Annotated in this window: 17 protein-coding genes; 6 read left to right on the top strand and 11 right to left on the bottom strand. The window is 64.5% G+C overall.

Translation table 11 applies throughout. From position 1 onward, the window contains the following. On the bottom strand, positions 1-633 hold a 633-nt coding region (locus U0988_RS06730), incomplete at its 3' end, for an amidohydrolase family protein (protein WP_322291857.1). Between the two features lie 125 nt (positions 634-758). Between U0988_RS06730 and U0988_RS06725 the strand changes: the two genes are divergently transcribed. Beyond that, positions 759-2,819: a S9 family peptidase gene (locus tag U0988_RS06725; RefSeq protein WP_322291856.1), complete on the top strand. Its 2,061-nt coding sequence runs from the start codon at positions 759-761 to the stop codon at positions 2,817-2,819. 52 nt (positions 2,820-2,871) lie between these two features. Here the strand turns inward: U0988_RS06725 and U0988_RS06720 are convergent, their stop codons facing one another. Together U0988_RS06720 and U0988_RS06715 are read right to left on the bottom strand one after the other, a co-directional pair. After that, a complete protein-coding gene (locus U0988_RS06720; protein ID WP_322291855.1) occupies positions 2,872-3,753 on the bottom strand; it encodes a MipA/OmpV family protein in 882 nt (293 codons plus the stop codon). Between the two features lie 65 nt (positions 3,754-3,818). Next, positions 3,819-4,409 (bottom strand): DUF2585 domain-containing protein, encoded by a 591-nt coding sequence (locus U0988_RS06715; protein ID WP_322291854.1) that lies wholly within the window; start codon positions 4,407-4,409, stop codon positions 3,819-3,821. Positions 4,410-4,485: 76 nt separating this feature from the next. Here U0988_RS06715 and crtY point away from each other — a divergent pair, with 76 nt between their 5' ends. Genes crtY through U0988_RS06695 form a run of 4 tightly spaced genes read left to right on the top strand, consistent with a single transcriptional unit; the run spans position 4,486 to position 8,913 of the window. Further along, positions 4,486-5,721, top strand: a complete 1,236-nt coding sequence (gene crtY / locus U0988_RS06710; RefSeq protein WP_322291853.1) for a lycopene beta-cyclase CrtY — start codon at positions 4,486-4,488, stop codon at positions 5,719-5,721. Next, positions 5,718-7,274: a phytoene desaturase gene (locus tag U0988_RS06705; protein ID WP_322291852.1), complete on the top strand. Its 1,557-nt coding sequence runs from the start codon at positions 5,718-5,720 to the stop codon at positions 7,272-7,274. The genes crtY and U0988_RS06705 overlap by 4 nt, the downstream gene beginning before the upstream one ends. After that, positions 7,271-7,852, top strand: coding sequence for a TIGR00730 family Rossman fold protein (locus U0988_RS06700; RefSeq protein ID WP_322291851.1), 582 nt, complete (start codon positions 7,271-7,273; stop codon positions 7,850-7,852). The genes U0988_RS06705 and U0988_RS06700 overlap by 4 nt, the downstream gene beginning before the upstream one ends. Before the next feature lie 59 nt (positions 7,853-7,911). Then, positions 7,912-8,913 carry a phytoene/squalene synthase family protein gene (locus U0988_RS06695; protein WP_322291850.1) on the top strand — a complete coding sequence of 334 codons (1,002 nt, stop codon included), beginning with the start codon at positions 7,912-7,914 and terminating at the stop codon, positions 8,911-8,913. Here U0988_RS06695 and U0988_RS06690 read toward each other — a convergent pair. Further along, positions 8,894-10,150, bottom strand: coding sequence for a multidrug effflux MFS transporter (locus tag U0988_RS06690; protein WP_322291849.1), 1,257 nt, complete (start codon positions 10,148-10,150; stop codon positions 8,894-8,896). The genes U0988_RS06695 and U0988_RS06690 overlap by 20 nt on opposite strands. Before the next feature lie 94 nt (positions 10,151-10,244). Between U0988_RS06690 and dinB the strand changes: the two genes are divergently transcribed. Then, on the top strand, positions 10,245-11,465 hold the full coding sequence (gene dinB / locus U0988_RS06685; RefSeq protein ID WP_322291848.1) for a DNA polymerase IV: 1,221 nt from the start codon (positions 10,245-10,247) through the stop codon (positions 11,463-11,465). Between the two features lie 2 nt (positions 11,466-11,467). Here the strand turns inward: dinB and U0988_RS06680 are convergent, their stop codons facing one another. The 7 genes from U0988_RS06680 to U0988_RS06650 all read right to left on the bottom strand — a co-directional run. Continuing rightward, the gene (locus tag U0988_RS06680) at positions 11,468-11,941 is read right to left on the bottom strand and encodes an NUDIX domain-containing protein (RefSeq protein WP_322291847.1); all 474 of its coding nucleotides are present in this window, start codon (positions 11,939-11,941) and stop codon (positions 11,468-11,470) included. After that, positions 11,929-12,576 (bottom strand): 6-phosphogluconolactonase, encoded by a 648-nt coding sequence (locus tag U0988_RS06675; RefSeq protein ID WP_322291846.1) that lies wholly within the window; start codon positions 12,574-12,576, stop codon positions 11,929-11,931. The genes U0988_RS06680 and U0988_RS06675 overlap by 13 nt, the downstream gene beginning before the upstream one ends. 227 nt (positions 12,577-12,803) lie before the next feature. After that, entirely contained in the window at positions 12,804-13,367 is a 564-nt protein-coding gene (locus U0988_RS06670; RefSeq protein ID WP_322291845.1) for a hypothetical protein, read from the bottom strand. A 76-nt stretch (positions 13,368-13,443) separates the two neighbouring features. Further along, positions 13,444-14,640, bottom strand: a complete 1,197-nt coding sequence (locus U0988_RS06665) for an ABC transporter permease (RefSeq protein WP_322291858.1) — start codon at positions 14,638-14,640, stop codon at positions 13,444-13,446. 8 nt (positions 14,641-14,648) lie between these two features. Then, on the bottom strand, positions 14,649-15,398 hold the full coding sequence (locus tag U0988_RS06660) for an ABC transporter ATP-binding protein (RefSeq protein WP_322291844.1): 750 nt from the start codon (positions 15,396-15,398) through the stop codon (positions 14,649-14,651). Continuing rightward, complete coding sequence (locus U0988_RS06655; protein WP_322291843.1) at positions 15,395-16,720, bottom strand: efflux RND transporter periplasmic adaptor subunit; 1,326 nt, start codon at positions 16,718-16,720, stop codon at positions 15,395-15,397. Before U0988_RS06655 ends, U0988_RS06660 begins: the two co-directional genes overlap by 4 nt. Then, on the bottom strand, positions 16,717-17,057 hold a 341-nt coding region (locus tag U0988_RS06650), incomplete at its 5' end, for a TolC family protein (RefSeq protein ID WP_322291842.1). The genes U0988_RS06655 and U0988_RS06650, both read right to left, overlap by 4 nt.

The raw sequence follows: 17,057 nt of genomic DNA, 5'->3' as shown, positions 1-17,057 counted from the left end.
CTTGATGATATCCGCGCCGTTCTGGCTGGCGCGGCGGACCTTCTCCGCGCATTCCACTGCGCCGGTGCAAGTGTATCCGCCCGTCAGCACGGCGTTGACCTCCGGCTTGAAGCCCGAAACGTCGCCGTGTCCGCCGACGATCGACAGCGGCGGCCCTGCGGCAAGGATACGCGGCCCGGCCAGCATACCCTCGGCGGTTCCGCGCCGGAGGCTGTAGGCGGTCTGCTGCGCGCTGCCCGCTTCGCGCACGGTGGTGAACCCGGCCAGCGCGGTCAGCCGCGCGTTCTTAGCGCCGATCACTACGCCCCATTCGTCGGGCTCGATTGCTTCCTTCCAGAAATCGCCGCCAGGATCGCCGGTCAGATGGACATGAAGGTCGATCAGCCCAGGGAGGACCGTCTGGTCCGCCAGGAGGACCATCTCCGCGCCTTCGGGAGCGGTGACGAACCCGTCCTCGATGCTGACAATCTTGCCATCGGTAACGATGATCGTCGCCGGCCCGCTGGCTTCGCCCGTAGCATCCGCAATTACCGATCCGGCATGGATATAGGTGGTTTCCGCGAGGGCCGGCTGCGCGGACAGGGCGGCGCCCATGGCTGCGGTGGCCAGCAAACCGGTGAATTTCAGCATCATCGAATCTCCCCTTTTCAGCCGTCATGCCGTGATTGGCCGATAGGGACAAGAGGACCGGTTGCACTGGTAACCGCTTTCGCTATGAAACCCCTACAAGTTCGTTCGTCACGAGAGGAAATTACCGAATGACCCGCAAGCTTCTGCTCGCCGCCACGCTGCTTGGCTCGGCTTCTGTTGCCGCCACCTCCGCCGCCGCCCGCCCGATGACCCCCGAAGACGTCGCGAAGCTGGAATCGGTCGGCACCATCAGCGTGTCCCCCGATGGCAGCCGGATCACCTATACCACTTCCAGCCTGCCCGATGTGACGGTTGGCGAGGATAACGGTTCCACCACCCAGCAGCTGAAGATGGCCTTCGGACCGGACCAGGCGCGCGTATTCCTGCCCGCCGATATCGAGGTCCGCAGCGTGAAGTTCACCCCAGACGGCCGGATGGTCAGTTTCCTGTGGGCCGCGGAGGATGAAAAGCGCGGTCTGTGGGCCATTCCCGTCGATGGCGGCGGACACCGCAAGCTGGCCGGTGTGGACGGCGCGAATGTTACCTCATACGCCTTTTCCCCCGACGGCAGCAGGGTTTACCTGCTGGCCGGGGCGGCAGAGGACAAGCAGCGCGAAGCACAGAGCAAGGCCGGATTCAACGCGGTCGTTTACGAGGAGGAATCGCGCTTCAACCGCGTTTTTTCCGCGGTGGTCGGTGATGAAGTGGACGCCAAGCCGACAGCGATCACGGTTCCGGGATATGTCAGCGCCTTCGAGGTGACGCCGGACGGTTCGAAGGCCATCATCCAGAGCGCGCCAACCCCTTCGGTGGATGACAGCTACACCTCCACACGCGTGCAGGTGCTCGACCTTGCGAGCGGCAAGGTCAGCCGGATCATCGAAACCCCGGGCAAGCTGGGCGATGTCGAGATCGGCCCCGACGGCTCGGTGCTGTCGATGATCGCAGCGACTGACAAGAACGACCCGGCGGCGACCACGCTATACCTCGCCGATATCGAAACCGGCGCGCTGACCCCGCTCAATCTTGGTGCTCCGGAAGCAGCGGTCGATGCCGAATGGCTGCCGGACGAACGGCTCGCGGTGATCATCCACAAGGGCGCGCAAAGCGTGCTGCGCTTTTACGGCGATGCAGTGGAGGAAGTGGAAACCGGCGGGCTGATCCTCACCGGTATCGAAGCCGGAGGCAGCACCCTTGCCGTCCAGGCGCATTCGCCCGCGCATCCGCCGGAACTGTTCGTGCTGGCAGACGGTGCCTTCACCCGCTGGACGCAGCACAATCCATGGCTCGCCGATATCGACATGGGCACCCAGCGCACCTTCACCTACACCGCGCGCGACGGACGCCAGATCGAAGGCGTGCTGATCGAACCGGTCGGCGGCGCACCTGCGGGCGGCGCGCCTACTATCCTCAATGTCCATGGCGGGCCGGAAGCCCACGAATCCAACGGCTGGCAGACCGCCTACAGCAAGCCCGGCCAGGTGGCGGCGGGCAAGGGCTATGCGGTGTTCCTGCCCAATTACCGCGGCTCCACCGCCTATGGCACGGCATTTTCCAAGGAGCATCAGGGCGATTATGCGGGCAAGGAATTCGACGATCTGGTGGACGGCAAGCGCGCACTGGTGGCCGCCGGGATCACCGATCCGCTGCGCACCGGGATCACCGGCGGGTCCTACGGCGGCTTCGCCAGCGCCTGGGGCGCAACCCGCTATTCGGAGGAATACGCCGCCAGCGTGATGTTCGTCGGCATTTCCAACAATCTCAGCAAATTCGGCACCACCGACATCCCCGACGAAATGTATCTGGTGCACGAACTGAAATGGCCCTGGGAAGAATGGGACCGCTTGCTCCAGCGCAGCCCGATCTATTACGCCGGACAGGCCGAAACTCCGCTGCTGATCATGCACGGGGCAGACGATACCCGCGTTTCCCCCACCCAAAGCTACGAGCTGTACCGCAACATCAAGGTGCGCAAGCCCGACACTCCGGTCCGGCTGGTTCTGTTCCCGGGCGAAGGGCACGGTAACCAGAAGGCCGCCGCGCGGTACGATTACAATCTGCGGATGATGCGCTGGTTCGACACCTATCTGATGACCGGTGACCGGACCGCCGAACTGCCGGCACCGCGCCCGCAGCTGGCCGAGGGCGCCAAGGGCGCGAAAGCCGCCAAAGCGGACGACGCCGAGTAAATCAGCAGAATAGTGAGTTCCCTCCGGGCGCGGTGCCCGGAGGGACGTGAGTTCAGAACGTATAGCTGATGCCAACCGCGCCGAAAAATTGGTCCGTGCTGCCGCGCTCGCTGGTATAGGGGGTGTTCTTTGCATCGCCCAGCAGCCGCGAATATCCTCCGATCAATACCACCGACATCCCGCCGTTGAGCAAATTGCCGTCCAGATCCATCGACAGCAGCAGATTGGTACCGACCGAGTTGAACCCGCCATCGGCTTCGTACAGGTTCAGCCCGGACGCCGCGCTCTGTGCCGCATCCACAGTGTAGTAATAGGAATTGTAATCATTATCGGCATATTCGGCGCTGACCGACAGCACCGCCGCCATGCCGCGGCTTAGCGGAGTGAAATAAGATACGCCGGGTTCCACAACCATACCGCTATGCGCACCGGCCACATCCCATCTTGTATCGACGCCGAAGCTGATGCTGTCATATGGGTTCAGCAGCGCCGGTTTGCTGATGCCTGCCGAAAAGCCCACTTCATAGGCCCGCTCCAGCTTTCCCGCCAGCTTTACCACCTCGTCGCCGATCTGATTTGCGCGGTCGCTGCGTAACCGGAACGAGGGACCAACGTAAAAATTTACCGCGCTTCCCGGAGCGTCATCGATCAGGTCGAGAGCCAGCCCGGCCGGGCGCGGCGAAATCCCGATACCGCCAACCCTGCCCTGCAGGATCGGGGCCGGAAACAGTACAAAATCGTCGGAACCAGAATAGCTCGGGCCAAGACCCGCGCCAATCCCGATGCTCATCCAGGTGTCGTCGTAAACGTCGCTTTCCGGATCTTCCGGAGGACCGGTCGGCGGCGGCGCGTCCTGTGCGGCAGCGCCGGACGCGGCGGCAGCAGGGCAGATGGCCGCGCTGGCAAGCGCAGCAGACATGAAATGGCGGTACATGGAGATTTCCCTCGGTCAGTCGAACCATCAACGCCGCGAGTCCCCCGATGTTCCGGCGTCAGACGCTATCCCATGCCCTGCCACTGCTTGACCGCCTCGAGCGGCCACACCAGCATGACCACGTTGAGCGTCAGATTGTCGCGGATCATCCACGCGGTAAACAGCTCGAAAAACACCGCAATCGCCAGGCTGATCTGCCATGGCACCCGCGCGGCGAACAGGAAGCCGGCGATCATCCAGCCGATATCCGCCAGCGAATTGATCGTGCTGTCCCCGACATAACCCCAGCTGATAGTGACCTCGCGGTAGCGGTCGATGATGAAGGGGGTGTTCTCGAATATCTCCCACGCCGATTCGATCACCGCGGCAATCGGCAAAGCCCAGCGCTGGGGTTTTCCGCCGAATATCCCCCATTTTATCCACAGCAGCCAGGCGAAGAAATAGAAGATCAGCCCGTGGATGAAATGGCTGGGGGAATACCAGTCTGTCAGATGCTGGCTGTTTTCCGAGGATTGGACCACCCCGTGCCACAGTTTCACCGTGCCGCAAGCACAGATCGGCGGCCGGTCCATTGCCAGCAGGATTGCGGCGACGGCCAATAGCAGAAGCACAGTTGCGAGTATGGCCGCGCGGTGCGGCAGGAGGCGGCGGGTCATGCGCCCTTTTGGCACGGCTTTTCCGATGCGCAAGTTGATTGCTCCCCATCCCAATGCCGCTTAGTGCCTATCGCCAATGGTCGCGCGCACGCAACATACTCCGGCAGACACACGAACCGAGATCGCGATTGTCGGCGGAGGGCTGGCGGGCGGGCTGATCGCGCTCGCGCTGCGGCGCCTGCGGCCGGAAATATCGGTCATGCTGATCGAACAGGGCGAGACGCTCGGCGGCAACCACCGGTGGAGCTGGTTCGCCAGCGACCTGGCGGCGCCCGAAAGCGCGGCGCTGATGGCCGGGTTCCGCATTGCCGAGTGGCGGGGCTACGAAGTGCGCTTTCCGGCCTACGCGCGGCAGCTTGGGTCGCAATACCGTTCGCTCGCCTCGCCCGATTTCGACGCCAGCCTGCGGCGCGAATTGTCGCAAGAGAGCATCCATACCAGCTGCGGCGTTGCCGCGCTGGACGCGCAGGGCGTGACGCTGGACAGCGGCGCCAGGATTTCCGCCCGCATGGTGATCGACTGCCGCGGCGGGGTAACTTCGGAGCATTTTCGCGGCGGGTGGCAGGTGTTCATGGGCCGCCACATCCGCACGAAGCAGCCGCACGGGATCGCCCGACCCATGATCATGGACGCCGCGGTCCGGCAGCATGATGCCTTCCGTTTCGTCTATACGTTGCCGCTGGGCGCGAGAGACCTGTTCATCGAAGACACCTATTACGCCGACGATCCGGTGCTGGACCGCAGCGCGCTGTCCGCCCGGATCGACGCCTATACGCAGGAACAGGGCTGGGGCGCGGCGGGCAGCGATGATTTCGAGATTGTCGGCCACGAAGCCGGGGTCCTGCCAGTCATCACCGGCGGGTCGTTTGCGGAGTATCAGGCGGCGCTGCGGGTTGACGGCGTGGCGATGGCCGGCGCGCGCGGCGGGTTCGTGCATCCTCTAACCAGCTACACCCTGCCTTTTGCGGTGGAGACTGCGCTGGCGATCGCCGCTGAGGCGGACCTTCCGGGCGCGCAGATGACTGCCTTGATCGAGCAGCGCGCACGGCGCCATTGGGCGCGGACGCGTTATTACCGAATGCTCGGCTCGATGCTGTTCGGCGCGGCCGAGCCGGACCTGCGCTACCGCATCTTCGAACATTTCTACCGCCTTGACGAAGATCTGGTCGAACGGTTTTACGCCGCGCGGTCCACTTTTGCCGACAAGGCCCGCATCCTTATCGGCAAGCCGCCCGTAGCTGTCAGCAAGGCGATTGCGGCCTTGATTACCCCGGGCCGTCCGCTTGCCGCCCCCCAGGAGACACGACCATGACCTCGCCTTCCATCCCTTCGCTGGCGCCCTCCCCGGCAGCGGCGGCGAAGCCCCTGGCGATACCACCCACCGGCAAGACCGCCTGCGTAGTCGGATCGGGCTTTGGCGGGTTGGCACTGGCAATCCGGCTGCAATCCGCCGGGATCGCAACCACTGTAATCGAAGGCCGGGACAAGCCGGGCGGCCGCGCCTATTTCTGGGAAAAGGACGGCTTCACCTTCGACGGCGGCCCGACCGTGGTGACCGATCCGCCGTGCCTCAGGCAATTGTGGGAACTGACCGGCCACGACATGGCGGAGGATGTCGAACTGATGCCGGTGATGCCGTTCTACCGGCTGAACTGGCCGGACGGGGTGAATTTCGACTATTCGAACGACGAAGCGGGCCTGATGGCCGAGATCGACCGCGTCGCGCCGGGCGACGCTGCGGGCTACCGGGAATTTCTGAACTATTCCGCCGGGGTGCATGACGAAGGCTATGTGAAGCTGGGCACCGTTCCGTTCCTCGATTTCAAATCCATGATCAAGGCGGCACCGGCGCTGGCCAAATACCAGGCCTGGCGCAGCGTCTATTCGATCGTGTCGAAATACATCAAATCGGAAAAACTACGCGAGGCGCTGAGTTTCCACACGCTGCTGGTCGGCGGCAACCCGATGAAGACGAGCGCGGTCTATGCCCTCATCCACAAGCTGGAAAAGGACGGCGGCGTGTGGTGGACACGCGGTGGCACCAACCGGCTGATCGCGGGGATGATCCGCCATTTCGAGCGGCTCGGCGGGCGGATGATCGTCGGCGATCCGGTGATCCAGCTGCACACGGTGGGCAACCGCGTGTCCGAGGTCGAAACGAAAAGCGGGTTCCGCGAACGCTTCGACGCCGTCGCCAGCAATGCCGACATCATGCATTCCTACCGCGACCTGCTGTCCACCAGCAAACGCGGCAAGGATTATGCGAAGAAACTCGCCCGCAAGTCCTACAGCCCCGGATTGTTCGTGGTCCATTTCGGGCTGGAAGGAACCTGGCCCGGCATCCCGCACCACATGATCCTGTTCGGACCGCGCTACAAAGGGCTGCTGGACGATATCTATGACAAGGGCGTGTTGCCGCAGGATTTCAGCATCTACCTGCACCACCCCACCGTCACGGACCCGAGCATGGCGCCTCCGGGCAAGAGCACCTTCTATGCGCTGGTCCCCGTCGCCCACATGGGCAAGCTGGCGGTGGATTGGGACGAGATTGGCCCGATCCTGGAGCGGCGCATTCTCGACGAGGTCGGACGGCGGCTGATCCCCGACATCCATGACCGGATCGTGACCAAATTCCATTACGCACCGAAGGATTTCAGCACCGATCTCAACGCGCATCTCGGCAGCGCGTTCAGCCTGGAACCGGTGCTGACCCAGAGCGCGTGGTTCCGCGGCCACAACCGCGACGATGTGATCCCCAATTTTTACCTCACCGGCGCTGGCACTCACCCTGGCGCGGGTATACCGGGCGTCGTCGGCAGCGCGAAAGCGACCGCCGGTCTGATGATCGAGGATTTACAGGCATGAAACGACTGGCAATCTACTGCGGCTCCGCCTCCCCGGCGGACCCGCGCTATATCGACCTCGCCCGCAACGTGGGCGCGGTGCTGGCGCAGCGCGGCATCGGCGTGGTTTACGGCGGCGGGCGGCTGGGGCTGATGGGTGCGGTCGCGTCTGGCGCTCTGGATGCGGGCGGCGAAGTGATCGGGGTCATCCCCGAGGCGCTGGCGGGCAGCGAGATTGCGAACAATGATTGCACCGAACTGCGGATCGTGGGCGGAATGCATGAACGCAAGGCCGCCTTCACCGATCTCTCGGACGGGTTCATCAACCTGCCCGGCGGCGTCGGCACGATGGACGAGATGTGGGAAGCGGTCAGCTGGGCCCAACTGGGCTATCATTCCAACCCCGTCGGACTGCTCAACGCCTTCGGGTTCTACGACCATCTGATCGCGTTCAACCGGCACATGGCAGAGGTCGGTTTCGTCCGCCCGGCGCATCAGGGCATCCTGATTGCCGAGGAATCGCTCGACACGCTGCTCACCCGGATGGCAGAATACATCCCCCACACCCCGATTTTTCAGATGAAGGCCAGCGACCTCTGACCGAACGCAATCATCCCGGGACGACCAATTCCAAGCGTATGCTGGCGCCGTCGCGGATAATGCGGACCACCCCCGAACAGACCGGCGGGGGGCGGCAGCGGGCGTCGCTGGTGGCCAAGGCGCGCGAAGCGATCGAGGAAGGCTCCAAAAGCTTCGCCGCCGCGTCCCGCCTGTTCGACCGGACCACTCGCGAACGGGTGTGGCTGCTCTATGCCTGGTGCCGCCGCTGCGACGACATCGCCGACGCGCAGGACAAGGGCGGCGCGCTGGGAGACCAGAGCGACGCGGCCAAGCGCCTGCGGTCGATCAAGCTGCTCACCAACCGCGCGTTCGACCGGATGCCCACCGCCGATGTGGCGTTCGACGCCTTCGGCCAGGTAGCCATCGAAGCCGGGATCACGCACGAAATGGCGGAGGACGTTATCGCCGGTTTCGCGCTCGATGCGGACGATTGGCGGCCCCGCACCGAAAAGGACATGATGCAATATTGCTATCATGTCGCAGGCGCGGTGGGCGTGATGATGGGCGTGGTCATGGGCGTGGCGAAGGACGACGGGGAGATGCTGGACCGGGCGTGCGACCTTGGCCTTGCATTCCAGCTCAACAACATCGCGCGCGATATCGAGGAAGATGACGCGGCGGGGCGCTGCTATTTGCCGGTGGAATGGCTTTCCGAAGCGGATATTCCGCCGGGCCAGCACATGAAACCGATGTTCCGCCGCGAGTTGGTTGGGCTCGTGGCGCGAATGCTGGACCTGGCCGAGGCTCATGAAGCGGCATCGCGTCTCGGCGCGAAGAACCTTCCGTTCCGCAGCCGCTGGGCGGTGCTGAGCGCGGCGCGGATCTATGGCGCGATCGGCCGCAAGGTGCGCAGATCGGGCACGGCGGCATGGGACCACCGGATCTATGTCTCCGGCCTTGCCAAGGCACGCCACGTTGCCGCCGCCTGTTTCGAGGCGCTGGTAAACCGGCCGGAACCCCCTGCCGAAATGCCGCGCTGGTCGCGCCGCGATTTCGCCCGTGCGCCCGCGCCGGCACCCGTCATTCCGCCGGAAGAATAACCGGGTTCGTGCCGGGCGGATGGACCCGGCGAAACAGCCTGCCCTTCTCGCTCCACAGCACCAGCAGCAGCGCCAGGATCCCGCACACCAGCAGCGCCATAGCGATCGGCCGCGCAGTGCCGTCAAACGCCTGTCCGATCGCCCCGCCCAGCAGCGCGCCGGTGACCATCCGCAGGAAGGTCTGGCCGGAGGACGCCGCGCCCGCGATATGCAGGAAGGGCTGCATCGCGATCGATCCGAAATTGGCCCCGATGAAACCGAGCAGCGCCAGGTTGATCGACATCAGCGGCACGAATTGCCACAGCGACTGATCCGGCTGGCTGGCGGACCAGACCTGCACGCCGCTGACCACGATAATGGCGAGCAGCGCCGTATGGCTGACCCTTCGCGCACCGAAGCGTTCGACGATGCGGGAGTTGGTGAAATTGGCGATCACCAGCCCGATCACCATCGCGCCGAACACCAGTGCGAAATCCTCGCCGGCGCCGAATGTCTCACCGATCAGCTGCTGCGATGAATTGAGGAAGCCGAACAGGGCGCCGAACACCAGCGCACTGCCGAGAATATAGCCGAGTGCGCTGCGATCGCTGACGCCGCGGACCATGTTGACCGCGATGGTACGCGGTTCCAGCGTCTGGCGGTTTTCCGCAGTCAGCGATTCCGGCAGCCGCCAAAAGACCCAAATGCCGACCAGCGCGCAGGCTACCGCCATGGCGTCGAAAATCACCCGCCATCCGGCGAACACCAGGATCGCCTGGCCAGCGGCCGGGGCGAGCAGCGGCACCACCATGAAGGTCATCATGATCAGCGACATCAGCTTGGCCATCCGGTCCCCGCCCACCCGGTCGCGCACGATCGTGGCCGGCAGAACGGACAGGCCCGCGCTGCCGAACCCCTGGATTGCCCGCATCGCCACCAGCGTGCCGAAATCGGTCACCATCGAACAGGCGAGCGACATCAGGAAATAGAACACGATGCTGAAATACAGCACCGGTCGGCGCCCGAAACGGTCGGCGAACGCTCCCGGGATCAGCGCACCAAGGCCGGAGCCGAGCAGATAGGCAGCGATAATCAGCTGGCGGTCGTTGCCGGACGCGCCGAGTTCCGCCGCCATTGCGCCGAGTGCGGGCAGCATTCCGTCGATGCCGAACGCCTGCAGGCTCATCAGCGAAGCCATCATTGCGATCAATTCGCGTTCGCCCAATTGCGGGCGGGTTGGTGATGCGCTGGTGGTCATGGAATTCCTGTGGGCAGGTTAGCGGCGTCGGGCGCAAATCGCCAACCGGACTCGAATGGAAGCGGCCTTATTCTCGAATCCTGACGGCTTGGCCATGTTTTTGTTCCGGAGAAACAGTGGCGGGGCTATCCTCGCCGCCGTGGACCTCGAAGACGCCTTTCACGATACCCCCGCTGCGCCGGACAATGACGGCCATAGCGACGAGGACGAATCGAGCGGACTGCGCAAGATCATCCATGTCGATATGGACGCCTTCTTCGCCAGCGTGGAGCAGCGCGACAACCCCGAATTGCGCGGCAAGCCGGTGGCTGTCGGCGGCGCAGGCGGGCGCGGAGTGGTCGCCGCTGCCAGTTACGAAGCGCGAAAGTTCGGCGTCCGCTCCGCCATGCCATCGGTCACCGCCAGGCGGCTGTGCCCCGAGCTGATCTTCTGCAAGAGCCATTTCGACACTTACCGCGAAGTGTCGCAGCAAATCCGTGCGATATTCCGCCACTTCACCCCCCATGTCGAACCGCTGAGCCTGGACGAGGCCTATCTCGACGTTTCCGACGACCTGCGCGGGATCGGGTCCGCGACCCGCATCGCCCAGCTGATCCGCCAGCGCATCCAGGAAGAAACGCAGCTGACCGCCAGCGCCGGGGTCAGCTACAACAAATTCCTCGCCAAGCTGGCCAGCGACCAGAACAAGCCCGACGGACTATGCGTCATCCGCCCGGGCGAAGGCGCGGCGTTCGTGGCGGCGCTGCCGGTGCGCCGGTTCCACGGCATCGGACCCAAGGGTGCGGAGAAGATGGCCCGGCTCGGGATCGAAACCGGCGCCGACCTGGCCGCAAAGGACATCCACTTCCTGCGCAGCAATTTCGGTAGCTTTGCGGATTATCTGTTCCGCGCTGCGCGGGGCATCGATTTGCGCCCGGTGCGCGCCAACCAGATCCGCAAATCGGTCGGCGGGGAGCGGACGTTCAGCGAGGACATCTCCTCAGGTGCGGCGCTGCGCGAGACGCTGGAACGGATCGTGGATATTGTCTGGGACCGGATCGAAAGTGCCCGCGCAGAAGGCCGGACAATCACGCTGAAGATGAAATATAACGATTTTACGCTGGTCACCCGCGCCCGGTCCCTGCCCTATAATGTCACCGGCAAGGACGAATTCCGGGCGATCGGCCGTGCTCTGCTGGAAGAAATGCTGCCCCTGCCGATGCCGATCCGGCTGATGGGCCTGACCCTGTCCAATCTGGCCGGGCCGGATCCGGCAATCGCCAGAGAAAAATTGGCGGGGCCGGGGCGGGATATTGCCCAGCTGTCGCTGTTCTAGCCTTATTCCTGCGGGCTGCCGCGCCACAATTCCAGCCGCCGCCGCGCAAACGGGCTGAGCGGTTCCGGCAGCGAATGGAGCGGGAAAAACCGCGCGTCCATGACCTCCCGCCCATCCGCGGCCGGATTGCCCTGCACCTTGGCGGCATAGACATGGACCGAATTATGCGCCCCGTGCAGAAGGTCCTGCTGAATGCCGACAAACCGCAGCGTTCCTGCCTCGCATCCGGTTTCCTCGCGGAATTCACGCCGGGCCGCCGCCTCCGGTTCTTCGCCGCGCCCGATCCCTCCCGACGGAAGCGACCACGAGCCCGAGCCATAGGTCAACCGGACCAGCAGCAGCCGGTCCTCCAGATCTGTGGCGATCACCGACACGCTGGAAATCTTCGGCTGGCGAACCTGCCACCACCGCTTGCGGAGGGCGTGGGCCACCCGGTAAGCGAGCCGGTGGAGCGGCGCGGGGATCAGGTGAAGCACGTCACCTCCAGCCCTTCGGTTGCCGCCGCTGCGCCCAGCAGACGGGCTATTGGCAGGTCATGCGCGCCGGCGATGGCGGCATCGAACAGGGCGCGCTTGTCGTCGCCCCGGATCACGAACATCAGCGCGTCGCTGCGCAGCAAAGCGGGGATGGTCAGCGTCACCCGATCGAAAGGAGCCTCGGGCGGCAGTGGATCGGGGGTCAGGTGACGGATCAGCTGCGGATCGTCGGGCCGGGGATCGGTGTTGGGGAACAGCGACGCGATATGGCCGTCCGCCCCCATCCCGAGCCAGGCGAGCGCGAAATGCGGCACCTCTGCGTCATTCGCCTCAGCCTGCTCGATGATCGAGACGACAGTCGCCCCCACCGGTTCGAGCAGCGCCCGGATGCGGCCGGTATTGCTGGCTTCGTGGTCTTCCGGAACGATCCGGTCGTCGCCCGGCCACACCGCGATCCGGTCCCAGTCGAGCGAATGTGCGGTCAGCTTCTCGAGGATCGGAAACGGCGTCGAACCGCCGGGAATTGTGATGGCGATGGGCCCGTCCGCTTCGTCGAGAGCGGCGACGAGCCGGCGGTGGATCCAGGCGGCAATGGCGGCGTCGTCGGCGTGTTCGCGAAGTGTCGGTCGGTTCATCCGCCACCCATACCAAATCGTCCGCCGACGGCTAGTGTCGTTGCGGTCAGGCCCGTGGGCAAAGCCTCATTTCAGTGTCCGCTTACTTCAGAGTTTGTGCCAGGAACCAGACACGTTCTTCATCGATATCGGTCCAGTCGTCCAGCAGTCCGTCGGTGTCTGTCGCAACCGGCCGAGCCAGGCAAGGATTCCGGTAAACTCCCCATCACCCAGATCGGATAAGGCGATCAGGCGACTAGGCCTCGTGCGGATAAACCGATGAACACGCCGAAAATCAGGACGACAATTGCGAGTGCCAGACGGATCTTCTGCAAGGGCAACGCTTGTTCCAACTCGGCCCCGGCCATCCAGCCGATCGTAACCGCCGCACCTCCGGCGAGCGCGCCGCCGATCCCTGCCAGCACCGGCGCACCGGTGGCCGCGGCAATCGCGAAAATCAGGAACCGCCCGGCATCGCCGAGCTGGCGGGAAAGCAGGACCAGAGCGATGGCGCCGAGCGATCGCGTCGGATCCATCAGGGGCACCATCCGGTTGGGCCATGCCAGTTCTGCCGCTGCCAGTACCAGCGCAATCGCCACCAGCATGGTCTTTCCCTCCGGCGGAAGGAGCTGCGCTACGGCGTGACCGGCCCAGGCCATCACCCCGGCCGAGAGCGCCGCGACCAGCCAACCGGCGGTCAACAGCCCATAGGCGCGGCCCAGCCGTTCGGATAAACGCGCGACCAGCACTTGATCGCGGCTGCCGGTGGAGGTCAGCAGCGCGGCGACGAAGGCTAGGAAAAAGGACGGCATCGGAACACCTTACCGCTTTTCGTTCATGCGTTCAAAGGATTCACCCGCCGCGTTGCTCACCTTATTGGCAGCAAACTCACTCGTGTCGCAAGGCTTCAATGGGGTCGAGGCGGGATGCGCGCCGCGCGGGATAGAATCCGAAGACAATCCCCATGGCTGCGGAAAACAGGAAACTCATCACATTGATCACCGGATCGAACATGAAGGGGATCTCGATAAGCGACGCAAGCCCGTAGGACAGGCCGAACGCCAGCGCGATTCCGATCAGCCCGCCGAGACAGCACAGCACCACCGCCTCGGTCAGGAATTGCAGCTGGACTTCGCGTGCCAGGGCACCAATCGCGAGGCGGATGCCGATCTCGCGGGTTCGTTCGGTCACCGACACGAGCATGATGTTCATGATCCCGATGCCCCCGACCAGCAGGCTGATGGCTGCGATCGCCGCCACCATTGCGGTGAGCGCCCCGGTGGCCGCGCCGAGCGCATCGTTGACCTGCGCGGTGTCGATGACGTTGAAATCGGTATCCTGCCCGTCCTGCAGCAGGCGGCGTTCGCGCAGCAGGTCGACCAGCGAGGCCTGGATTCCGGCACTGGCGTAACTGCTGTCGTATTTGACCACGAAGGACTGGATATCTGTGTTGCCGATAAACCGCCGCTGGACAGTCTTGAGCGGCATCATGACCACATTGTCCTGATCCTGACCGCCGCCGCCCTGTCCGCGTTCCTCGAGCACGCCGATCACCGTACAGGACACCGAATCCAGCCGCATTTCCGCGCCCAGGGGGCTGGTTCCGGCCACGAAAATCGCGTTGAGCACCTTGGGCCCGAGGATGCAGACGTTCTGGCCCGAGGTTTCCTCGGCGGCCGTAAAGCCGCGCCCTTCGACCAGGTCGATGGTCTGTGCTTTCAGAAAATCGCTTTCCACCCCGTTGACCGTGGTGGTCCAGTTCTGTCCGTTGTGAAACGCCGTCACGCTGGACGAAGCGCTGCCGGCGGCCAGTTCGACGCCGGCAATCTGCGTCGCCACGGCGTTGATATCGCTCTGGTCGAACGGCCGCGGATTGCCGCGTTCGGTGCGCACCGGAAAGACGATGAACACGTTCGAGCCGAGCGAGGATATTTCATCGCGGATCGAAGCGGTTACCCCGTTGCCCAGCGTGACCATGGTGATCACCGCGGCCACCCCGATGATGATCCCCAGCGTGGTCAGGAAGGACCGCAGCAAGTGCCGCCGGATCTCGCGCAGGGACAGCAGCAGGGTCGCGCCGAAAATGCCGAACATCAGGCGCGCGCCCCGATAACGGCGGCGGCCCGGACCGGATCGCTGCCTGCCCCGCCCTCGATCCGTTCGACCACCCCGTCGCGGAAATGGACGATGGTGCGCGCGAATTGCGCCATTTCCGCTTCATGCGTGACCAGCAGAATGGTGATACCCGCGCGGTTGAGATCGGTGAGCAGTTCCATGATCTCAATCGAGCGTTCGGTGTCGAGATTGCCGGTCGGTTCGTCCGCCAGCAGCACATCGGGTTCGGTCACCAGCGCCCGCGCGATGGCGACACGCTGTTGCTGGCCGCCGGAAAGTTCCGCCGGCGTATGGCCTGCCCACGGCACCAGCCCCACCAGGTCGAGCGCTTTCAACCCCGCCTTGCGCCGCGCGGCCTTGCTTTCGCCGCGATACAGCAGGGGCAATTCGACATTTTCCAGCGCGGTCGTGCGCGACAGCAAATTGAAGCCCTGGAAGACAAACCCGAGGTAGCGGCGGCGCAGCAGCGAGCGCTGGTCGCGGGTCAGCGCCTGGACCTCTGTGCCGCGGAACCGGAATTTGCCGGTGGTCGGCACGTCGAGGCAACCGAGAATGTTCATGGTGGTCGATTTGCCCGAGCCGGACGGCCCCATCACCGCAACGAAATCACCCCGTTCGATCGACAGATCGACGCCCTTCAGCGCCTGGAACGCCGCCGGGCCGGTCCCGAAGGTCTTGGTTATCCCTTCCAGTTGGATCAGCGGTTGCGGAGCGCCTGCGGCGGTCATTTTGCGGCTGCCTTGGTCCCGGTCACGACTTTCATCCCCTTCCTGAGATCGGGGGAGGTTACCACGGTCTGCCGTCCGTTGCTCTGCCCGGTCACGACATCTATCCCCTTGAGCGTCAAGTCATCCTGCAACACATACACGCGCTGGCGGCTGCCCGCACCGATGGTGGCCTGCTGTTCCGAACGCTCGAGCCCGATCTGCGGATTGAGGACGCTGCCTTCCTCCGCCTTTTCCTTGTCCGGATCGAATCGCAGGGCGCTGTTGGGGACCAGCAATTGCTGCCCGGTATTCTGCGTCGCGATGGTCGCGGTAGCGGTCATGCCGGGCCGCAGCAGCCCGTCCGGATTGGCAACCGACAGCCGCGCTTCGTAACTGACCACCGAATCGCCCGGTGCAGCAGCGGTCGCGGCGTTTTCGGTCGCAGTGTTGCTGGACGCGAGATCGATCCGCTCAACCACTGCCGGGAAGCGCTTGCCGGGATAGGCATCGACCACGAATGCCGCCTTCTGACCGGGTTTGACCTGGCCGACATCTGCCTCGTCGATTTCCACCCGCAATTGCATGGCCGAAAGATCCTCCGCCAGCACGAACAGGGTCGGGGTGTTGAAGGACGCGGCCACCGTCTGTCCGGGTTCGACCTGGCGGGCCAGAACCACCCCGGTCACCGGCGAGCGGATGACCGCACGGCTGCGCGTGGTCATGCTGGACGACAGCGCCGCTTCCGAAGCTGCGACGTTAGCTCGCGCCGAGGCGACCGCGGCCCTGTCGCGCGCGACATTCGCCTGCGCGGCTTCCAGTTCGGTTTGCGACGGGACCTTGCCGCCGGAAATGCGCGCAACTTCGCGCAGCCGGCCAAGCTGCGCGGTATCAACATCCAGCGTCGCCTGCGCCGAAGCCACGGAGGCAAGCGAGGCGTTCAGATTGGCGCGCGACTGGGCAATCTGGTCATCGATAATGTCGGTGTTGATCCGCGCCAGCACCTGCCCGCGGGTAACCCGGTCATTTACATCGACGGTAATCAGATCGATCTTGCCCGATACTTCGGAACCGACTTCGACCTGATTGGTCGGACGCAGATTGCCCGTGGCGCTGACCGTCAGGTCGAGCGATTGCTGCTCGACCGGTTGGGTGATGTACTGGGGGGCCTCGTCGCCGCCGGAACAACGCGAAATCCCGAAGATCAACAGCAGCACGACCAGCGCCGGGACCCAGTACTTGGCCCATCGCCGCCAACGCGGGCGCGGCTTTTCGCCGAGGAATTCTTCCATGGTGTCCGGCGTGCTGTCCGGCTGGAGCGCGCCTGTGGATGCCGTGTCGTTCATGGAGTGGGTCCTGCGGTCAGATTCTCGGGATAGATATTCGGGTCCCAGCCGCCGCCGAGTGCCTGGGTCAGGGTAACGAAGGCGCTTGCGCGCTGCGCTTCGGACGAAACCTGCGAATTGCGTGCGGACAGCAACTGGTTTTCCGCCGTCAGCAGCGTCTGGAAATCGGTCAGACCGGCCTGATACTGGCTCCGCGCCAGGATCGCAGCGCTTTCCGCTGCCTCCCGCGCTTCGCCAAACAGCGCGACCCGCTGCCGCGCGGCGCGCAGGTCGGCAGTGCCGGTCTCCACGTCTTCGAGCGCGACCAAGATTGCCTGCCGCCATGCCGCCAGCGATC

Source organism: Allopontixanthobacter sp. (genome assembly GCF_034376665.1).
In the GTDB taxonomy this organism is placed as follows: Bacteria; Pseudomonadota; Alphaproteobacteria; order Sphingomonadales; family Sphingomonadaceae; genus Allopontixanthobacter.
This window is presented reverse-complemented; position numbering and strand designations above follow the sequence as displayed.